This is a genomic window from Inquilinus sp. OTU3971, assembly GCF_038440215.1.
Genome location: NZ_JASATH010000159.1, coordinates 1 through 19,573 on the forward strand (window position 1 = coordinate 1; position 19,573 = coordinate 19,573).

A 19,573-nucleotide genomic window follows, 5' to 3' on the forward strand; every position below is an offset into this window, starting at 1 on the left:
GTCGGAGTGCGCCTCGTCTATAGAACGTATCATGAACGATTCGCAAGTTAAGTCCAGAGGCTCCGCTGTCCTCGGGCGGGACGGCCGACCGGACGGCCGTCCCGCCGGACGGTCAGCTCTCCACCTGCTTCGGCTGCAGGACGATGTCGACCGAGAGGGTCCGCGCCTTGCCGTTGCGCAGCACCCCGACCGGGACGGTGGTGCCGGTCGCGGTCTCCGCCACCAGCCGCGGCAGGTCCTTGGACTGCGCCACCGGCTTGCCGCCGAAGGACACGATCACGTCGCCCTGATGCAGGCCGGCCTTCAGCGCCGGGCTGTTCTTCTGCACCTCGGCGACGAGGGCGCCGCGGGCCGAGTCGAGGCCGGCCGCCTCGGCCAGCTCCGGCGTCAGCGCCTGGATCTGCACGCCGAGCCAGCCGCGCCGGACGCTGCCATGCTCGCGCAGCTGGGCGATCACGGTCTTGGCCAGGTTCGACGGGATGGCGAAGCCGATGCCGACCGAGCCGCCCGAGGGCGAATAGATCTCGCTGTTGATGCCGATGACCTTGCCGCCGGCGTCGAAGCTGGGGCCGCCGGAGTTGCCGGGGTTGATCGGCGCGTCGATCTGCAGGAAGTCCTCCAGCGGGTTGGAATTGATGTCACGGCCGCGGGCCGAGACGATGCCGGCGGTGACGGTGCCGCCGAGGCCGTAGGGGTTGCCGACCGCCATCACCCAGTCGCCGACCTGGGCGGCGTCGCTGTCGCCCCATTCGACCGCAGTCAGCGTCTTGTCGGCCTTGACCTTGATCAGGGCGAGGTCGGTCTTCGGGTCGGTGCCGACCACCTTCGCCGGCAGCACGGTGCCGTCATCGAGGGTGACCGTGATCTCATCGGCGTCCTTCACCACATGGTTGTTGGTGACGATGTAGCCGGCCGGATCGATGATGAAGCCGGAGCCGGCACCGTGGATCGCCTGGCCGCCGCGCTCGCGCGGCCCGCCGTCGCGATCGGCGATCCGGGCCGGCCCCTCATGGCCGGTGATCGAGACGTTGACGACGCCCGGCATCACCTGGTGCACCAGCCCGGCAAAGGAGCCGGAGGCCGCCGTGACGAGGGGGGCCGGGACGACGGGGGCCGGCTGGCTCTGCGCCACGGCCGGGGCACCGAAGGCCAGAACCGCCCCGACCGGCGCGCCGATCAGGGCCGTGCCGACCAGCAGCGCCGCCGCCATCCGGCGCAGGCCGGGGCGCCGGCCGTCGGCATCGAGGGGGGATTTCATCTGCAACTCCACCAGTCTCGGATCGCCGAGAGCATGGCTCGGCGTGTACCGGTGAAGATAAGATCGCGCCGATTAATCTGCTCTGGCGGCGGAATTACATCGGCGCAATCCATCGCCTAGTGTCTCTGGACTGCCTCCGGAACGAAACGGAGGAGCGGAGGTGGCGTGGCCGAATCGTGCCGGCCGCGCATCACCGGATGCCGGCGGATGTGATATAAGTCGCTGTGAATTGGCTGACCGGCAGGAGCAGCGGCGCCCTCGCTCGCGTCACGCCAGGGACAAGTCCCCGCGAAAGTGCGTTGCCGCTGTCAGTGGCTCGAGGGTTTCATGTCCGCAGGCGTGATGCATTTCGTTGTCGTGCTCGCCATCGTCATCGCCATCAGAGTCTGTTTGGAAATTCACGGATGGGCGTTTCGGCGGAGCATGATGCCGCCCATGGCGACGAGGATCATGGCGCGGGAGACGCCGATGCGCTTCTCGTAGTCGCGCACGAGACGGCGCCAGCGGATCATCCAGCCGAAGGTCCTTTCGACCACCCAGCGGCGCGGCAGGACCTGGAAGCCCTGTTGGCCGTCGCAGCGGCGGATGATCTCGACGACGAAGTCGAGGTAGGCGGCCTTGTCCATGAGTTGGAGCCGGTCATAGGCGCCGTCGGCGAACAGATGCTTCACCCATGGCCAGCGCTTGCGGATCGCGTCCAGGATCATCTGCGCTCCGGCGCTGTCGGAGATGTCGGCGGTCGTCAGATTGACCATCAGCAGCCGTCCGTCGGTGTCGACGGCGATGTGGCGCTTGCGCCCGACGATCTTCTTGCCCGCGTCGTAGCCTCTGGTTTCGGCATGCGGCGCCTTGACCGATTGGCTGTCGACCACTGCCGCAGACGGGCTGGCCTCGCGCCCGGCCCGCTCCCGGTCGACCATCAGCGCCACGTCGTGGATGGTCTGGAACAGAAACCGCCGCGCCAGCTCACGGAACCAGCCGTAAACGGTCTGCCAGGGGCCGAAGTGGATCGGCAGCATCCGCCAGCCGCAGCCCGAGCGCACCAGATAGCGCACCGCGTTGATCATCTCACGGAAATCCACCTCCCGGGGGCGACCCCGTCGCCCGGGCGATGGCATCAACGGCGCGATCCGCTCCCACTCCTCGTCCGTCAGATCCGACGGATAGCGCTTCGTCTTCTTGGCGATCTGGGCCATCCGACCCCGGCTCTGCTTCGTCCACATCCACAGCTTGAATCACAACCCGCCGCCGAGCGGAACCCCAGAGCGGCGATTTTCCAAACGGTCTCTCAGAGGTTTGGCGATCTACCTCTTCAACAAGAGACACACGGGCATCGAAAGAACGCCTCCACTCTGCGCCGCCCTGCGGACGCGGTACCTCTCCATCGTTATCACCTGGGTCGGCGCATTCTTTTGTGCCGTCTTCTTCGTGCAACTGATCGCAGGAGGGGAGGTGCGTTATGAGTATCTCTTGGGAGCGGCCGGAATCGCAGGCGGATGGCTCGGCAGGAAGGTCAGCACCCACTGGATCGCGTGGGAGCGGCGGCGCCTGGAGTGAGCCGTTCCTCGTGATCGGGCCTTCGCGGGACAGGCCGCCCCGCCCCGGCGCCGGTCAGTCGGTGCGCGGCGGGCGGTCGACCGCCCAGGCGGCGTCGGCGCCAAACGGGTGGTCGATGAAGAAGTACCAGCTGCCGTCCTCGCCCCTGCGATGGACCTCCATGCCGTGATGGTGGACCTCGACCGGCTGGCCGTCCCGGCCCCGGCCGGTGATCCGCCACTGCGAGCGCGTCATCGCGAAATCGCCGGCGACGGTGACGTGGTGGGTGACGACATCCATGTGCGGCTGCAGGTCGATATAGGCGGCCATGGTCGCCCGGATCGCGTCGGCGCCACGCGCGACCGTGGTGCCGCCATGGACATCGTCGACCTGCACGATCGAGGCCTCGGGATGGTAGAGGGCGGCCGCCGCCTCGACATCCTGCGCGTTGAAGGCGCGCGCGAGCCACAGGTTGGAGAGATCGGGAGAGGGAGCGCCCATGGTCCGGGTTCCTTCGGGGTTCGTTCGTGGGATGGACCCGAGATGAGGTGTGCTTGCGCGGCAGGGGAGGCCGCGGTTTTGCAGGCGCTATGTGCGGAGGCGCACAGGCGCCCTGGGCAACGAGCGCGCGGACGGCTCGCCCCGTGAAGACATTGCAGTCTTTGCGGCCTTCTCGCCTTTGGCCCAAACAGAGATACGGCTGCTCAAAATCGCATGCGCCAGACGGCGCCCCGAAACCGCTGATCTGAACATTGCGCTCACCCGTCCGCGGAGGACTGCCTTCCGGACGGCAATGGGGCGCATCCGTCAAGCCGCTTGGCAGGCGCAGCCCTTCGCAGGCATGTTGCCGCCGGTGATGTCAGCCGCCTCGCGATTCCTACCGATGCTCCGCAACATCGGCGGAATCCCTGGGCGCTGATATGACTCGACTCATTTTCGGTCAGGTTCTGAACAAGGGACGCGGATGCCCACACTCGATTGGATCGGCAAGAAAGCGGTGGTGAACCATCATCGCGACGTGCCGTATCGGCTGATCCACTGCGACAAGGACAAGAGCGTCGGCGATCCGGATGCAGGCAACCTGTTGGTGCAGGGCGACAATCTGGAAGCCTTGAAGGCACTGCTTCCCTATTACGCCGGCAAGGTGAAATGCATCTATATCGACCCCCCCTACAACACCGGCAACGAGGGCTGGGTCTACAACGACAATGTAAGTTCGCCGGAGATCAAGGCGTGGCTCGGCTCCGTCGTGGGCAAGGAGGCCGAAGACCTGTCGCGCCACGACAAGTGGCTTTGCATGATGTATCCGCGCCTGCGCCTGCTGAAGGAGTTTTTGACTGAAGATGGCATAATATTTATTAGTATCGACGACAATGAACTTCATACCCTGATTGCGCTTTGCGAAGAGATTTTTAATGGAAGAAATTGGGTTGGAACAATTATTTGGAAAAATGCAACCGACAATAATCCGACAAACATTTCGATAGAACATGAGTATATCGTTTGTTTTGCAAAAGAAAAATCAAAAATAGCAAAGGAATGGAAATCGGGAGCATCGCCGGTCCGTGAGCGCATCCAAGAGACAGCAACAAAGCTTATTGAAGAGCATAAAGATCGCTTAGACATGTTGGAGGCTGCATACGCGGCTTGGTTTCGCGAAAATAAGCCACATCTTTGGCCATTCCAGGAGTATGATCAGATTGATTTTGGCGGCGTATTCACTGGGAGCCGAAGTGTGCACAACCCAGGCAAGGAGGGATATTTCTACGACATTCCGCACCCAGCCACATTGCGCCCATGTAAAATGCCCTTGATGGGCTACCGCTTTCCAGAAGAAACATACCTGGCTCTCAAAGCAAGGGATAAGATTATATATGGAAAAGATGAAAACAAAATTATCGAAATAAAAATATATATCGATGAATATAAATCCAAGCTACCAAGTATCTATGAACTCGATGGACGCCGTGGCGCAAACGAGCTTCGTGCCATATTCCCTGATGCAAAGAGAACCTTTAACAACCCGAAACCAGTTGAGCTTATATCGGAGCTAGTTTCCTTCGTCACTGGCAGCGGTGATATCATTCTTGATGCTTTCGCAGGATCGGGCACAACAGGGCACGCTGTGCTGGAACAAAATATGAAGGACGCTGCCCAACGGAACTTTGTTCTGGTGGAAATGGATGCCGCAATAGCGTCAGACATCACCGCAAAGCGACTTCAAAAAGCTGTTAGTGGCTATAGCAAGGCAAGTCGAAACGGCGGGGTTACCCACATTTCCGGCCTTGGCGGAGGTTTCCGCTTCTGCACCCTGGGCGAGCCGCTGTTCGACGCGGATGGCAATGTCGGCCCGACCGTCACCTATCCGGACCTCGCTGCGCACGTCTTCTTCTGCGAGACGGGCTCGCCGATCCCGCGCCGCGCCGACGGTTCGTCGCCGCTGATCGGCACGTTCCAGGGCCGGGCTATCTATCTGCTGCATTCCGCGGAAGCGATCGGCGTCGCCAGCGCGAATGCCGGCAATGTGCTGACCGCATCGGTGCTGGACAGCCTGCCCCTGCCGGAACCCGGCATAGACGGTGCGCGCGTCGTCTATGCCGAAGGCTGCACGGTGCCCGACGACAGGCTTTCGCGGCTCGGCGTCACCTTCAAGCAGATTCCCTATCAGATCGAGGGGCTCTGACCATGGCGGACAAGCCCGCGCCACGAGAAGGGGAAATCCTGCTCTACACCGGCTCGGCGGGGGATATCCGCGTCGAGGTGCTGTTCGAGGAGGAGAGCTTCTGGCTGACGCAAAAGCGCATGGCCGAGCTTTTCGAAGTCACGGTGCCGACCATCAGCTATCACCTCAAGGAGGTGTTCGAGTCCGGCGAGCTGGAGCGAGATCGAACTGTTCGAAAATTTCTAACGGTTCAGAAGGAAGGATCGCGCGAGGTTGCGCGCGAGGTAGAGTTCTACAATCTGGACGCCATAATCGCCGTCGGCTACCGCGTCAACAGCCGGCAGGCGACGCAGTTCCGGATCTGGGCGACGTCGGTTCTGCGCGAATTCATCGTCAAGGGATTCGCCTTGGATGACGAGCGCCTGAAGCTGGCGAAGCGGTTCGGCAAAGACTATTTCGATGAGCTTCTCGAGCGCATTCGCGAGATACGGGCAAGCGAGCGCCGCTTTTATCTGAAGATAACCGACATCTACGAACAATGCAGCATCGACTACAACAGGGATGCCGAAGTTACACAGGCTTTTTTTAAAACTGTGCAAAACAAACTGCATTGGGCGATCACAGGCAAGACCGCAGCCGAAATCATCAAGGGGCGCGCCGATGCATCGAAGCCCAATATGGGCCTGCAGACGTGGAAGAATGCGCCGGACGGCAAAATCCTCAAATCCGACGTATCGGTTGCCAAGAACTACATGAACGAAAGCGAGATCAAGGCGTTGGAACGAGTCGTTTCAATGTATCTGGACTATGCCGAAAACCAGGCAGCGCGGCAGATCCCGATGAAAATGACGGATTGGGTCGCGAAGCTGGACGCATTCCTGACGTTCAATGAATACGACATTCTGAAGAACGCTGGAAAGGTCTCGCACGCAGTCGCCAAGGCCTTGGCCGAAAAGGAATACGAGATCTTTCGGATGGTGCAGGACCGCGCCTTTGAAAGCGATTTCGAGCGCGAGGCGACGCGCATGATCGCCAAGGCCCGCCGTGCCAAGGCGCCGAAGGGAGACAAGGAATGAACCTGCCCCTCTTCGCGCTGAAGGACTATCAGGTCCAGACGCTCGCCAGCCTGCGCCGCTTTCTGGAAAAGACGGTGGAGCTGAACGACGCGGACACGGCCTTCTACGCGGTCACCAAGCGACCCTTCACGCCGCCGCCGAACCTGCCAGGCCTGCCCTATGTCTGCCTGCGCATCCCCACGGGCGGCGGCAAGACCATTCTCGCGGCCCATTCCGTGGGCATCGCAGCCGACGGCTTTCTCCGCACCGATACACCGACGGTGCTGTGGCTCGTGCCGTCGCAGACGATCCGCGACCAGACGCTTGCGAGCCTGCAAGACCGCGCCCATCCCAACCGCCGCGCGCTCGCCGACCGTTTCGGCGAGAATGTCCGCATCATGGGCGTCACCGACGCGCTCTATGCCAAGCGCGCCGACTATGACGGCGGTGCGGTGGTGATCGTCGCGACCATTCAGGCCTTCCGCGTCGAAGAGACGGAGGGGCGCAAGGTCTACGAGCCGAATGGCGAACTCATGGACCACTTCGGCGGTGTCGCAGAGGCGTTGCGCGGCAGGCTCGAAACCGGGCCTTCGGGCGATCCGCTGCCGTCGCTGGCCAATGTGCTGCGCCTCCATCGCCCGATGGTGATCGTGGATGAGGCCCACAATGCGCGCACGAATCTGTCGTTCGATACACTCGCCCGTCTGAACCCATCGCTCATTGTCGAGTTCACCGCGACGCCGGTGACCCCGGAGGAGCACAATCCGACCAAGGGCGTCTATGCGTCGAACGTGCTGCACCACGTATCGGCCGCCGAGCTCAAGGCGGCGGACATGATCAAGCTGCCGGTAATCCTGCGGGGTCGTCCGGACCCGAAAGACACGATCGGCGACGCCATCGCGTGGCTCGACGAGCTCGTGTGCCTCGCCGGCGCGGAAGAGGCCGAAACCGGCGAGTTCGTGCGCCCCGTCATGCTCGTGCAGGCGGAGCCGAAGTCGAAGGACAAGCCGACGCTGCATGCGGAAGAGGTGAAAAAGCTCCTCATCGACGATTTCCGCGTCCCGGAGGACCACATAGCGCTGGCCACGGGCGATGCGCGGGAAATCGATGGCGTCGACCTGTTCGATCGGGATTGCAGCATCCGGTTCATCATCACGCAGCAAGCGCTCCGCGAAGGTTGGGATTGCTCCTTCGCCTATGTGCTGTGTTCGGTGGCGGAACAGAAGTCGCCCCGTGCCGTGGAACAGCTTTTGGGCCGCGTGCTTCGCTTGCCTCGCGCCAGGCGCAAGCGCCGGGAGGAATTGAACCGGGCCTATGCCTTCGCCACCACCACGAGCTTTCAGAACGCCGCGAACACGTTGCGCGACGGGCTCGTGAACAACGGTTTCGAACGCGTTGAGGCCCAAGCGCTGGTGCGTGCCACGCCGGAAGCAATCCGGGGCCTGGAAGAGGGCGGCGTAGCCTTTGTCTACGAAGAACCGATTCCGGAAGGAACGGACGCGGAGGCCTTCAAGGCCAATGTGGAAGGCGCGACGGGCGGGCGCGTCGAGGTCGATGTCGCCAGAGGCGTCATCCGGGCTCGCGGAGCGCTCACCGATTACGATCGTACCTCGATGCTGCTGGCGATGCCGACGACCGCGGCAACAGCAGTCGAAGCGCTCGTGCACAAGTCACGTGGCGCGCGGCTGAAACCGGCGGACGAGACCTGGAAGTCCCTCCGCTTCGCGGTGCCCCGCCTTGGCGTTCGCTCGGCCGGCGGGCTTCAGCTTTTTGATCGCGCACACTTCCTCGATACACCGTGGAAGCTGGAAGAGAGTGATCCGACGCCGATCCTCGATCATTTCGTGCAGCCCAAGCCGGCCGCCGACGAAGCCCGCGTCGACGTAGATGCGGGCGGGCAGGTCACGATCGCCTTCGTGACTGACCTGCACGAACAGCTCGCCCTTGCATTGCAAGAAAAGGGCTGGACCAAGAACGCGCTGGTCAATTGGCTGGACCGGCGATTGCCCGCGTCAGCGCGCCGCGACATCACCCGCGTATCGTCCACGCTGTTCATCTCCAAGGCGCTGGACGCGGTCGATGCCGAAATGGGCCTCGGCATCGACGGCTTCGCAAGGGCCAAGTTCCGTCTCGTCGAAGCGCTCGTGAAGGTGATCGCCAGGCACCGCGATATACGCGAAGCCACCGCTTTCGAGCGCGTCCTGATTCCGCAAAGCGGGCTCGAATTCGAGACGAGTTCGGACATCGAGCTCGTCTTCGATGAAAGCCGCTACGCCTACAACCAGCCGTACAAGGGTGGAACGGACTTCAAAAAGCACCTGTTCCGCGTTGTCGGCGACCTGGAAACGGGCGGCGAGGAATATGAATGCGCCGTCTATCTGGAGCGCTGCAAGGATGTGAAGGCGTGGATCCGCAACACCTCGCGCCAGCCGCATTCGTTCTGGCTGCAAACGTCGTCCGACAAGTTCTATCCAGATTTCGTCGCGCTGCTGAATGATGGTCGGGTGCTCGTCGTCGAATACAAGGGTGAGCATCTCGCCACCACGGACGAGTCCAAAGAGAAGCGGCTTGTCGGTGAGCTATGGGCGGATCGATCGAACGGCAAGTGCCTGTTCCTGATGATCGAGAACAAGGAGTTCAGCCGAATCGATCGGGCGATTCGAGGAGAAGGGACATGATTACGAGTCCTGCTCGGTGCCTGCCACAATCCGGAGACGACATTCGTGTCCAGCAGGACCATCAGGACAGATCAGCCGGCCGAGGCAGATCAGCCAGGCGCGGCGGCTCGAACTCGATGTCCTCCTGGCTTGGCATCGCCAACATCTCGACGATGCTGCGTTTGCTGCCGGTCAGCTCGCCGTAGTCTTCGATCGTCAGCAGCACATAGGCGGGCCGGCCGCGGTCGGTGATGAACACCGGACCACTGCCGGCGAGCGTCTTGGCCCGGCTGATGCCCTAGTTGAATTCGCGGCTGGAGAGGGTGGTGATCGTCATGCGGCGCCTCCGTCCGACGCAGAATACTACATTAGGCGGTGATCAACCTCGCCGCCACTGGATCGCCACGCCCCTGCGGGGCTCGCGATGACGAGGGGGAGGCCGCCGAGAACCGCCCCTCACCCCTCCAGCCACGTATCCGCCCAGGACGACGTCGCCCATCGCGGATTGGTCGCGATGTTGTGCAGCCGGCGGCTGGCGACGGTGATGAAGGTGAACTCCGCCGCCACGATCAGCGGCAGCTGGTCGGCGGCGCGCTGCTGGAACTGCTGGTACAGGTCGATGCGCTTGCCCCGGTCGAGCTCCACCGCCGCCCGGTCGATCAGGTCGTTCATCGCCGGGTCGTCATAGCCGTACTGGTTCGAGAACGGCACGCCGGCCGGCAGGCCGCCGCGGTAGAGGATGGTGGTCGAGATCGCCGGGTCGTTGCGGTAGACCGGCGAGCCGATCGCCAGGTCGAAGGCGTGGTCGGTGTAGACCGCCTTGGTGTGGCCGGCCGCGTCGTTGGTCACCAGCGTCGCGTCGATGCCCACCGCCTGCAGCGCCTGGCGCAGATAGTCGCCCATCTGGCGGGTCTGCTCGAACCATGGCGCCGGCAGCAGGCGCAGGGCGAAGCGGGTGGCGCCGTCCTTCCGGGGATAGCCGGCCTCGTCCAGCAGGGCCTCGGCCTTCTTCGGGTCGAACGGATATGTGGGGACATCCGGCGTATAGAAGGGCACGCCCGTCTTCGGCACCGGGCCGGTGGCCGCCGCCGCATAGCCCCGGAAGATGGTGCCGACCACATAGTCCCGGTCGATCGCATGGGCGATGGCGCGGCGCACGCGGACGTCCTGCAGCTCTTTCCGGCGGTGGTTGAGCTCGACCGTCAGCTGGTAGGTGATGCCCTCATAGCCCTTGCGCACCACCGCCAGCTCCGGCAGGCCCTTCAGCCGCTCCAGCTCCTCCAGCGGCACGGCGGAGAAGGCGGAGAGCTGGATCTCCCCCGCCTCATGCGCCGCCACGACGGCGCCGCGGTCCGGCAGCACGCGGTAGACGATGCGGTCGAGATACGGCAGGCCGCCCTGGCCCCAGTAGCTCGGGTTCCGCTCCAGCAGGTAGTATTCGCCCGGCTTGTGCTCGCCGAAGCGGAACGGGCCGGTGCCGACCAGCTGCTGGTTGTGCGGGTTGGTGTCGATGTCGACGCCCTCGTAGAGGTGCTTCGGCACCACGGCGGTGAGGGCGGGCAGCGCGTTCTCGACCAGCTGCAGCGGGATCGGCGTGGCGAAGCGGAGCACGGCGGTGCGGTCGTCCGGCGTGTCCACCCCTTCGAGGCCCTTGAACACCACCCGGCCGAGATTCTGCCGCTTGCTCCACAGCTCCGTCGCGGAGAAGGCGACGTCGGCCGAGGTGAAGGGCTTGCCGTCATGCCAGGTGACGCCGTCGCGCAGGGTGAAGGTGACGGACTTCCCGTCGGCGCTGCCCTGCCAGGCGGTGGCCAGGAGCGGGGTCAGCTTGCCGTCGGTGGCCATCTCGGCCAGCGGCTCGACCACCTTGCTGGCGACGTAGAAGACGCCGTTGGAGGCGACCAGCGCCGGGTTCAGGTTGCGCGGCTCGGTGTCCGCGGCGACGGTCAGGGTGCCGCCCTTCACCGGGGTCTGGGCCCAGGCGCCGCGGGGCCGTATCGCCGAGAGGACCGCGGTGGCGCCGACGCCGGACAGGAGGGCACGACGGGACAGCGGCAGGCGGGCGGGCATGGCGGACCTCGGGGGAAGAGTCGGTCCAGTCTAGCCGAGCGGCGGGGGGCGGCAAGGTGCAATCGGTTGAATACACACTAAATTCCGGGAAATTCTGCATCCGGCAGGCCTGGCGAGGATTGCGCCGGCCGCCGCCGCCATGCCACAACGGGGGCCACCCCACAGGCCGGCGGTCGAGGCGCTGCCTCCCGCCCGGGCCGGAACCAGGAGGACCAGCGATGACCCAGGACGCGATGGCGGCGCAGATGTCGGAGAAGCCGGGCTTCATCGCCGCGCTGGACCAGAGCGGCGGGTCGACCCCCGGCGCGCTGCGGCTGTACGGCATCCCGGACAGCGCCTATGGCGGCGACGACGAGATGTTCCGGCTGATGCATGAGATGCGGGTGCGGATCATGACCGCGCCGGCCTTCACCGGCGACAAGGTGATCGGCGCGATCCTGTTCGAGAAGACCATGGACGGGCAGGCCGAGGGCAAGCCGGTGCCGACCTTCCTGTGGCGGGAGCGCGGCGTGGTGCCGTTCCTGAAGGTCGACAAGGGGCTGCACCCCGAGGCCGGCGGCGTCAGCCTGATGAAGCCGATCCCGGGGCTGGATGCGCTGCTGGAGCGGGCCCGGGGGCTGGGCGTCTACGGCACCAAGGCGCGGTCGGTCGCCAACCTGGCGTCGCCGGGCGGCATCGCCGCGCTGGTGGCGCAGCAGTTTGAGCTGGGGGCGCAGATCTCCGCCCATGGGCTGATGCCGATCCTGGAGCCGGAGGTGCTGATCAAGAGCCCCGACAAGGCCGGGGCCGAGCGGATCCTGCGGGCCGAGATCCTGAAGGGGCTGGACAAGCTGCCGGCCGGGCAGCAGGTGATGCTGAAGCTGACCATCCCGGAGGAGCCGGGCTTCTATGCCGAGCTGATCGCGCATAAGGGCGTGGCCCGGGTGGTGGCCCTGTCCGGCGGCTACACCCGCGCCGACGCCTGCCGCCGCCTCGCCGCCAACCCCGGCATGATCGCCAGCTTCTCGCGCGCCCTGGTCGAGGAACTGAAGCGCGACATGAGCGACGCCGAGTTCAACGCGGCGTTGGGGAAGGCGGTGGACGAGATCTACGCGGCGTCTGTCGCGCAGGGCTGAGGCTGCGTGTTGCCTCTCCCGCTTCTTTTTTAGTCCCCCCTCCCCTTGCGGGAGGGGGGACTCAATAGGTTGCGGCGCCGCCCGTCACATGCCCAGAACAATTCGTGATCGCGGAATGCGGTCGGGGCTGGTGCCGGCGCGGCGCGCCCCTATAGTGCGCGCATGATCGCCCCGCCCGCCCCGATCCTGTCGCTGCCGGATGCCGAGCCGCTGGTGCTGGCGCCGGAGGGCGGCGTGCTGCTGACCGGCGACGGCGAGCTGATGACGCTGGACGCGGCGGCGCTGCGCCGGCGGATCGACGGGCCGCCGCTGCTGCTGTGCCATGCCAAGGCGGTCGGGCGGCGCTGCGGGCTGGAGGTGATGGGCGCCTTCGACCTGCTGGAGCTGTTCGCCTTCGCCCGGCCTGGCCTGTTCTCGGCGCCGACCCCGCGCGGCCTGGCCGCGGCGCTGGGCCTGCCGGTGCCGGCGAGCCTGGAGGACGCGGCGATCACCCTGCCCCGCCTGGCCGAGACGCTGCTGCGCGGCCTGTCCGTCCCGGCGGCCGACGAGCGCAGCGACCCGGCGGCGCTGGCCACCCGGATGGGCGAGGCCGGCTGGCCCTGGGCGCCCTTCGTGCTGCGGGCGCTGGGCCTCCGCGCGCCGGTCGAGGACCATTGCAAGCGCGGCGCCTACCAGATCTGGGCGCATCTGCCGGAATGGGAGGCCGAGCCGCCGAACCCGCCGCCGTCGCAGCACGGGGTCGAGCCGCGCGAGGCCCGCGCCCGGCTGGCGCAGATGCTGGGCGAGGGCGCCGAGCCGCGGCCGCAGCAGGGCGACTATGCCGGCGCCGTCAGCGCCGCCTTCGCCCCGCGGCCGGCGCCGGACGACCCGACCGTGGTGCTGGCCCAGGCCGGCACCGGCACCGGCAAGACCCTCGGCTACCTCGCCCCCGCAACGGTCTGGGCGCAGAAGAACGGCGCGCCGGTCTGGGTGTCGACCTACACCCGCAACCTGCAGCACCAGATCGACGGCGAGATGGACCGGCTGTTCCCGGACCCGGTGCTCAAGGCCCGCCAGGTGGTGCTGCGCAAGGGGCGCGAGAACTATCTATGCCTGCTGAACTATGAGGATGCGGTGCGCGGCCTGGCGCTGAACCCGCGCGACGCGGTGCCCTTGGGCCTGATGGCGCGCTGGGCCGCGGCGACGCGCGACGGCGACCTGACCGGCGGCGACTTCCCCGGCTGGCTGGCCGACATCATCGGCCGGCCGAACAGCGTCGCCCTGGCCGACCGGCGCGGCGAATGCATCCATTCCGGCTGCCCGCATTACAGCCGCTGCTTCATCGAGCGCGGCATCCGCCGGGCGCGCAAGGCGCAGATCGTCATCGCCAACCATGCGCTGGTGATGATCCAGGCGGCGCTGGGCGCGGTGGACGACCGCGACGCGCCCAGCCGCTTCGTCTTCGACGAGGGGCACCATCTGTTCGAGGCCGCGGATTCCGCCTTCGCCGGGCACCTGACCGGTCTCGAAGCCACCGACCTGCGCCGCTGGCTGCTGGGCCATGAGGAGGGCGGGCGCCGGGCCAGCCGCGGCCGCGGGCTGAAGCGCCGGGTCGAGGATTTGCTGCCGGGCGAGGAGGCGCTGGCGACGGTCGACGACATCGAGCGCGCCGCCCGCGCCCTGCCCGGGCCGGGCTGGGGCCGGCGCATCCATGGCGACGACCCGCGTGGCCCGGCCGAGCGCTTCCTGGCGCTGACCCGCACTCAGGTCTATGCCCGGGCCCAGGGCGCCGACGGACCCTACAGCCTGGAATGCGACACCACCGACCCGGTGGAGGGGCTGGTCGACGCCGCCCTGGCGCTGGACGCCGCCCTGGCCGAACTGCAGGCGCCGCTGCAGGCGCTGGCCAAGGCGTTCCGCGACCGGCTCGACGAGGAGGCCGGGTCGCTGGACCCGAACCAGCGCCAGCGTCTGGACGCCGCCGCCCGGTCGCTGGACCGGCGCGCGAAGATGGAGATCGGCGGCTGGCGCGGCATGCTGAAATCCCTGAGCGAGCCGACGCCGCCCTGGCTGGTCGACTGGTTCGGGATCGAGCGGGTGGAGGGGCGCGAGCTCGATTTCGGCTTCTACCGCCATTACGTCGACCCGACCCGGCCCTTCGTCGACGCGCTGGTGCGGCAGGCGCATGGCGTCGTCGTCACCTCGGCCACCCTGACCGACGGCGCCGGCGACGACCCCGACGACTGGCGGGCGGCGGAGGACCGCACCGGCGCCGGCCATCTGCCGCGGCCGGCGATCCGCGCCCAGGTGGCCTCGCCCTTCGACTATCCGGCGCTGACCCGGGTGCTGATCGTGCGCGACGTGCGCAAGGACGACCTGGAGCAGGTCGGCGCCGCGTATCGCGAGCTGTTCCTGGCGGCGGGCGGGGGCGCGCTGGGCCTGTTCACCGCCGTGACCCGGCTGCGCGCGGTGCACCACGCCATCGCCCCGGCGCTGCAGGCGGCGGGGCTGCCGCTCTACGCCCAGCATCTCGACGGCATGGATGTCGGCACGCTGGTCGACATCTTCCGCGGCGAGACCGACGCCTGCCTGCTGGGCACCGATGCGGTGCGCGACGGCGTCGACGTGCCGGGCCGGGCGCTGCGGCTGATGGTGTTCGACCGGGTGCCCTGGCCGCGCCCCGACATCCTGTCGCGCGCCCGCGGCGGCCATTTCGGCAAGCAGCGCTGGACCGACATGCAGACCCGGTTCCGGCTGAAGCAGGCCTTCGGCCGGCTGGTGCGAAGGGCCGACGACCGCGGCGTCTTCGTGCTGCTGGACCCGATGATGCCGACCCGCCTGTGCACCGCCTTCCCGCCCGGCGTCGAGGTCCAGCGCATCGGCCTGGCCGAGGCCGTGGCGATCACGAAGGAATTCCTGGCGCCCGGCGCCGAAGCGTAGGACCATCAGCACACCAGTCCAGATCCCCTGCACGTCGTGCCCGGTTCCCCTCAAGCGCGGAGGCGACATCGTGCCTATCAGCGATCTGTTTGCGGATGGCAAGAAGCCGAACATCCTGATCCTGATCACCGACCAGGAGCGCGCCCTGTCGGAATGGCCGGAAAGCTACCGCGCCACCCTGGCCGGCAAGCTCAAGGCGATGCAGGCGCTGGCGGCCAACGGCCTGAGCTTCGAGCACGCCTATACCGGCGCCTGCATGTGCGCGCCGAGCCGCGCCACCTTCCTGACCAGCCAGTATCCGATCGTCACCGGCTGCACCACGACCGGCAGCTCGACCCTGCCGCTGCCGGACATCCGGCCGAACCTCGCCACCGTGCTGGGGCAGGCCGGGTATGGCTGCTACTGGATCGGCAAATGGCACCTTCTCGGCCATAACGAGGCCGGCGCCACCGACGGCACGCTGTCGCAATGGGGTTTCCAGCCCTACAGCGTCGCCGGCGCCGACATCACCTGGGACCCGCCGGATGCGGGGCTGAACCTGTCGACCACGACGCTCGGCGGCGGCACGCAGGGGCCGACGACCCAGAACCAGAACGACCAGCGCTATGTCGGAAACGCCCAGGCCTTCCTGGCGAACCCGCCGGACGAGCCCTGGTGCCTGGTGGTCTCGCTGGTGAACCCGCATGACGTGCACCTGGCCTACATGGCCCAGGACGGCACCTTCTACGACACCGCCGAATACCAGTCGCTGGACGTGCCGCTGCCCGACGACATCGACGAGAGCCCGGCCGCGATGCCGCGCGGCCAGAGCTATTACTCCTGGGATTCGCAGGCCGCGAAGGCGGCGACGCCGCAGGACCTGGCGAACTTCTATGCCTATCTGATGCAGTATGTGGACGGCCAGATCGGCACGATCCTGGCGGGGATGGGCCAGGACCAGCTTCAGGGCACGCTGATCATCCGCTTCGCCGATCATGGCGAGATGGCGCTGTCGCACGGGCTGGTCGAGAAGTTCGTCAACGCCTACGGCCAGTGCACCCATGTGCCGCTGGTGTTCTCGAACCCGGTCGCCTGGCCCGGGCCGCAGACCACCGGGGCGCTGGCCAGCACGGTCGACCTGGCGCCCACGCTGGCCAGCCTGCTCGGCGTGGCCGGCGACTTCACCGGCCGCTTCGTCGGCCATGATCTGAGCCGCGTGCTGGACGACCCTTCGGCGCCCGGCCAGGACCATGTCCACTTCACCTATGACGACCTGAACGACGGGACCAGCCCCAGCGTGATCCGGACGATCCGGTCGAAGGACTGGGTCTATTCGGTCTATCTGCAGTCGGTGACCAGCGCCGACAGCGGCTATTCCGACGCGGATTGGGAGATGTACGACCTGGCGGCCGATCCCGGCGAACGGCGCAACATCGCCGGCCAGGGACACCCGCAGCAGACCGTGCTGGACAACGCGCTGCAGGCGCTGATGACGGCGGCGGGCACGGCCCCGGCCTGGTACCCTGCGCACTGGCCGCCCCGGGCGACATCCGCCAGCCGCGGCGGGCCGCCGGGCTCAAAGGCCGCCGGGCCTGTCGCCATCGGCCGGGTTCCCGGCATCACCGCGGCCCGGGCCCGGGACCTGAGCTATGTCGGGGTGCCGGACGCCGAGACTCTGCTGGCCCGCACCGCGACCGCGGAAGGCCGCCGGGCCCTGGCCGGGCTGGTGCCGGCGGCGGAGCCGGAGCTCGACGACTGGATCGCCGCGGCGCGGAGCCTGGTGCCAGGGTGAGTTCATGCAGCGCAGGTTGGGTTGGCGGCACGCGAACCCGACGGCATGGGCTGTTAAGCTTCGCTCAACCCAACCTATGATTCCGTGCTTCCGACGACCTCCGCCACCGCCTGCCCCAGCAGCGCCAGGTCCTGCGGGCGGGACAGGCGGTGGTCGCCGTCCTTGACCAGGGTCAGGCGGACATCGGGGCCGGACAGGGCCTCGGCCAGGCGCAGGCTCTGGCGCCAGGGCACGTCGGGGTCGGCCATGCCGTGCAGCAGGCGCACCGGGCCGGCGAAGGGCACCGGGCCGCGCAGCAGGAGATGCGAGCGCGCCTCCTGGATCAGCCGCCAGGTAATGCGGTAGGGGCCGTCGCCATAGGCCGAGGGGCGGTCGATGAAGCCGTCGCGGCGCATCCGGGCCCGCCCCATCTCGCCCAGGGCCGGCAGCATCAGATCCTCGGTGAAGTCCAGCGCGGCGGCGATCCCGACAAGCCCCGCCACCCGGCCTGGCCGGGCGAGCGCGGCGCAGACAGCAACCCAGGCGCCCATCGACGAGCCGACCAGGATCTGCGGCCCCTCGGTCAGCCGGTCCAGCACCAGCAGCGCGTCGGCGATCCAGTCGCCGAGCGTGAGGTCGGTGAACGCGCCGCCCGAGACGCCGTGGCCGCGATAGTCGAAGCGCAGAAAATCGAGGCCGCGGTCGGCGGCGAAACCGTCGAGGAAGCCCGCCTTCTCTCCCGCCATCGAGGAGCGGAAGCCGCCGCAGAACACCAGGCCGGGCCGGTCGTCGCCCGTGCCGGCACGGCGGCGCCAGGCGACCGGCGTGCCGTCGGCCGCCGGGATGGTTCCGGTTTCCTCGGTCATGGCGTCGCCAGCAGGTCGCGGTAGAGGGCGACGTATTCGACCGCCGCGCGGTCCCAGCTGAAATCCTGGGCCATGGCGCGGCGCTGCAGCTGCGCCCACAGCGCCCGGTCGCGCCACAGGCCGCAGACCCAGCTGATGGTGCCGGCCAGGGCCGGGGCGGTCGGGTCGTCGAAGCTGAAGCCGGTGGCGCGGTCCTCGACGATGGCGTCGTGGCTGGCATTGACCACGGTGTCGGCCAGCCCGCCGGTGCGGCGCACCAGCGGCAAGGTGCCGTAGCGCAGCGCGTACATCTGGGTCAGGCCGCAGGGCTCGGTGCGCGACGGCACCAGCAGCACGTCGGCGCCGGCCTGCAGCAGATGCGACAGCGCCTCGTCATAGCCGATGCGGACGGCGATCCGGTCGGGATGCACGGCCGCGGCGGACTGGAAGCCGGCCTCGAGCTCGGCGTCGCCGGAGCCGAGCAGCACCAGCCTTCCGCCGCCCGCGATCAGCGCCGGGACGGCGTCGAGCAGCAGGTCGCAACCCTTCTGCCCCGTCAGCCGGCTGACCATGGCGAAGAGCGGCGACCCGTCGTCGTCCGGCAGGCCGAACTCGCGCAGCAGCGCCGCCTTCGACAGCGCCTTGCCGGACAGGTCGTCCGGCCCGTAGGACGCCGGCAGGTGCGGGTCGGTTGCCGGATCCCAGACGCCGTAATCGGCGCCGTTGACGATGCCGACCAGGTCGGACGCGCGGGCGGCCAGCAGGCCGGACAGGGCGTAGCCGTATTCCGGCGTCTGGATCTCCTGCGCATAGGTTCGGCTGACCGTGGTGATGCGGTCGGCGTAGTGGAGCCCGGCCTTGAGGAAGCCGACGCCGCCGAAATACTCCAGCCCGTCGATCGACAGGCTGCCAGGCGGCAGGCCGAGCTCCGCCGCCGTCGCGGCCGGGAACCAGCCGGGGAAGCCGATATTGTGGATGGTCGTCACGGTGCGTGGGCGCGCGCCGCCGGCCCAGAGCGAGAGATAGGCCGGGGCGAGGCCGGCCTGCCAGTCATGGCCGTGCACGATGTCGGGCCGCCAGAGCGGATCGGCGCCGAGGCCGAGTCGGGCCGCGGCCCAGCCGAGCGCGGCGAAGCGGCGGTGGTTGTCCGGCCAGTCCTGCCGGTCGGGGCCGAGATAGGGGTTGCCGGGCCGGGCGAACAGGCCGGGGCAGTCGAGCACATAGGCCGGGACGGCAATGCCGTCGAGCTGGGCCAGCATCAGCTGCGCCGGGCCGCCACCGAACAGGGCCGCATCCTCCAGCACCACCTCCGGCCGGCGCATCGCCTGCAGCACCGCGGGATAGGCCGGGACCAGGATTCGGGCGGCGACCCCGGCCGCCGCCAGCGCCGGCGGCAGCGCCCCGGCGACATCGGCCAGGCCGCCGGTCTTGACCAGCGGATAGATCTCCGACACCGCATGCAGGACGTTCATCGGAACGAGACTCCCGGACGCGCCGACGACGCGCCGCCAAACTCAACGAGTCCCCCCTCCCCTCGCGGGAGGGGGCTAGGGGGAGGGGGTTGTCTCCACCGGAGCCGGTCTGCATGCCGGACAGGCGATATGCCCGTTCGCGCGCGGACGCGCGCAGCCCCCTCCCCCTGCCCCCCCCCCCCCCCCGGGGGGGGGGGGGGAAAGGGGGGGGGGGGGGGGGGGGGGGGGGCCCCC

14 protein-coding genes are annotated in these 19,573 nt (G+C 67.6%); 7 read left to right on the forward strand and 7 right to left on the reverse strand.

The window, feature by feature from the left end; genetic code table 11:
• Positions 1-112 precede the first annotated feature (112 nt).
• Positions 113-1,258 (reverse strand): trypsin-like peptidase domain-containing protein, encoded by a 1,146-nt coding sequence (locus tag AAHM41_RS29995; RefSeq protein ID WP_342240293.1) that lies wholly within the window; start codon positions 1,256-1,258, stop codon positions 113-115.
• A gap of 398 nt (positions 1,259-1,656) precedes the next feature.
• Positions 1,657-2,481 carry an IS5 family transposase gene (locus AAHM41_RS30000; protein ID WP_342240294.1) on the reverse strand — a complete coding sequence of 275 codons (825 nt, stop codon included), beginning with the start codon at positions 2,479-2,481 and terminating at the stop codon, positions 1,657-1,659.
• Positions 2,482-2,554: 73 nt separating this feature from the next.
• Between AAHM41_RS30000 and AAHM41_RS30005 the strand changes: the two genes are divergently transcribed.
• Positions 2,555-2,815, forward strand: a complete 261-nt coding sequence (locus tag AAHM41_RS30005; protein ID WP_342240295.1) for a hypothetical protein — start codon at positions 2,555-2,557, stop codon at positions 2,813-2,815.
• Between the two features lie 54 nt (positions 2,816-2,869).
• On the opposite strand, the gene AAHM41_RS30010 is transcribed toward AAHM41_RS30005, so the two are convergent.
• Positions 2,870-3,295 (reverse strand): YybH family protein, encoded by a 426-nt coding sequence (locus AAHM41_RS30010; protein ID WP_342240296.1) that lies wholly within the window; start codon positions 3,293-3,295, stop codon positions 2,870-2,872.
• A gap of 463 nt (positions 3,296-3,758) precedes the next feature.
• Here AAHM41_RS30010 and AAHM41_RS30015 point away from each other — a divergent pair, with 463 nt between their 5' ends.
• The 3 genes from AAHM41_RS30015 to AAHM41_RS30025 are packed head-to-tail and all read left to right on the forward strand — an operon-like array spanning position 3,759 to position 9,189.
• Positions 3,759-5,477: a site-specific DNA-methyltransferase gene (locus AAHM41_RS30015; protein ID WP_342240297.1), complete on the forward strand. Its 1,719-nt coding sequence runs from the start codon at positions 3,759-3,761 to the stop codon at positions 5,475-5,477.
• Positions 5,478-5,479: 2 nt separating this feature from the next.
• Positions 5,480-6,532, forward strand: coding sequence for a virulence RhuM family protein (locus tag AAHM41_RS30020; protein WP_342240298.1), 1,053 nt, complete (start codon positions 5,480-5,482; stop codon positions 6,530-6,532).
• Complete coding sequence (locus AAHM41_RS30025) at positions 6,529-9,189, forward strand: DEAD/DEAH box helicase (protein WP_342240299.1); 2,661 nt, start codon at positions 6,529-6,531, stop codon at positions 9,187-9,189. The genes AAHM41_RS30020 and AAHM41_RS30025 overlap by 4 nt, the downstream gene beginning before the upstream one ends.
• Before the next feature lie 61 nt (positions 9,190-9,250).
• Here the strand turns inward: AAHM41_RS30025 and AAHM41_RS30030 are convergent, their stop codons facing one another.
• Together AAHM41_RS30030 and AAHM41_RS30035 are read right to left on the reverse strand one after the other, a co-directional pair.
• A complete protein-coding gene (locus AAHM41_RS30030; protein ID WP_342240300.1) occupies positions 9,251-9,427 on the reverse strand; it encodes a hypothetical protein in 177 nt (58 codons plus the stop codon).
• Between the two features lie 197 nt (positions 9,428-9,624).
• Positions 9,625-11,238 carry an ABC transporter substrate-binding protein gene (locus AAHM41_RS30035; protein ID WP_342240301.1) on the reverse strand — a complete coding sequence of 538 codons (1,614 nt, stop codon included), beginning with the start codon at positions 11,236-11,238 and terminating at the stop codon, positions 9,625-9,627.
• 218 nt (positions 11,239-11,456) lie between these two features.
• Between AAHM41_RS30035 and AAHM41_RS30040 the strand changes: the two genes are divergently transcribed.
• The 3 genes from AAHM41_RS30040 to AAHM41_RS30050 all read left to right on the forward strand — a co-directional run bounded on the left by AAHM41_RS30040 (position 11,457) and on the right by AAHM41_RS30050 (position 17,043).
• A complete protein-coding gene (locus tag AAHM41_RS30040) occupies positions 11,457-12,353 on the forward strand; it encodes a fructose bisphosphate aldolase (protein ID WP_342240302.1) in 897 nt (298 codons plus the stop codon).
• A gap of 162 nt (positions 12,354-12,515) precedes the next feature.
• A complete protein-coding gene (locus AAHM41_RS30045; protein ID WP_342240303.1) occupies positions 12,516-15,272 on the forward strand; it encodes an ATP-dependent DNA helicase in 2,757 nt (918 codons plus the stop codon).
• A gap of 70 nt (positions 15,273-15,342) precedes the next feature.
• Entirely contained in the window at positions 15,343-17,043 is a 1,701-nt protein-coding gene (locus AAHM41_RS30050) for a sulfatase-like hydrolase/transferase (protein ID WP_342240304.1), read from the forward strand.
• A 74-nt stretch (positions 17,044-17,117) separates the two neighbouring features.
• Here the strand turns inward: AAHM41_RS30050 and AAHM41_RS30055 are convergent, their stop codons facing one another.
• Together AAHM41_RS30055 and glgA are read right to left on the reverse strand one after the other, a co-directional pair.
• Entirely contained in the window at positions 17,118-17,888 is a 771-nt protein-coding gene (locus tag AAHM41_RS30055) for an alpha/beta hydrolase (RefSeq protein WP_342240305.1), read from the reverse strand.
• The gene (glgA, locus tag AAHM41_RS30060; RefSeq protein ID WP_342240306.1) at positions 17,885-19,339 is read right to left on the reverse strand and encodes a glycogen synthase GlgA; all 1,455 of its coding nucleotides are present in this window, start codon (positions 19,337-19,339) and stop codon (positions 17,885-17,887) included. The genes AAHM41_RS30055 and glgA overlap by 4 nt, the downstream gene beginning before the upstream one ends.
• Between the last annotated feature and the right edge of the window lie 234 nt (positions 19,340-19,573).

Excerpts from the sequence above, each read along its gene's own strand:
- AAHM41_RS29995 (WP_342240293.1), bottom strand. The coding sequence starts at position 1,258 with ATGAAATCCCCCCTCGATGCCGACGGCCGGCGCCCCGGCCTGCGCCGG.
- AAHM41_RS30000 (WP_342240294.1), bottom strand. The coding sequence starts at position 2,481 with ATGTGGACGAAGCAGAGCCGGGGTCGGATGGCCCAGATCGCCAAGAAG.
- AAHM41_RS30010 (WP_342240296.1), bottom strand. The coding sequence starts at position 3,295 with ATGGGCGCTCCCTCTCCCGATCTCTCCAACCTGTGGCTCGCGCGCGCC.
- AAHM41_RS30015 (WP_342240297.1), top strand. The coding sequence starts at position 3,759 with ATGCCCACACTCGATTGGATCGGCAAGAAAGCGGTGGTGAACCATCAT.
- AAHM41_RS30020 (WP_342240298.1), top strand. The coding sequence starts at position 5,480 with ATGGCGGACAAGCCCGCGCCACGAGAAGGGGAAATCCTGCTCTACACC.
- AAHM41_RS30025 (WP_342240299.1), top strand. The coding sequence starts at position 6,529 with ATGAACCTGCCCCTCTTCGCGCTGAAGGACTATCAGGTCCAGACGCTC.
- AAHM41_RS30035 (WP_342240301.1), bottom strand. The coding sequence starts at position 11,238 with ATGCCCGCCCGCCTGCCGCTGTCCCGTCGTGCCCTCCTGTCCGGCGTC.
- AAHM41_RS30040 (WP_342240302.1), top strand. The coding sequence starts at position 11,457 with ATGACCCAGGACGCGATGGCGGCGCAGATGTCGGAGAAGCCGGGCTTC.
- AAHM41_RS30045 (WP_342240303.1), top strand. The coding sequence starts at position 12,516 with ATGATCGCCCCGCCCGCCCCGATCCTGTCGCTGCCGGATGCCGAGCCG.
- AAHM41_RS30055 (WP_342240305.1), bottom strand. The coding sequence starts at position 17,888 with ATGACCGAGGAAACCGGAACCATCCCGGCGGCCGACGGCACGCCGGTC.
- glgA (WP_342240306.1), bottom strand. The coding sequence starts at position 19,339 with ATGAACGTCCTGCATGCGGTGTCGGAGATCTATCCGCTGGTCAAGACC.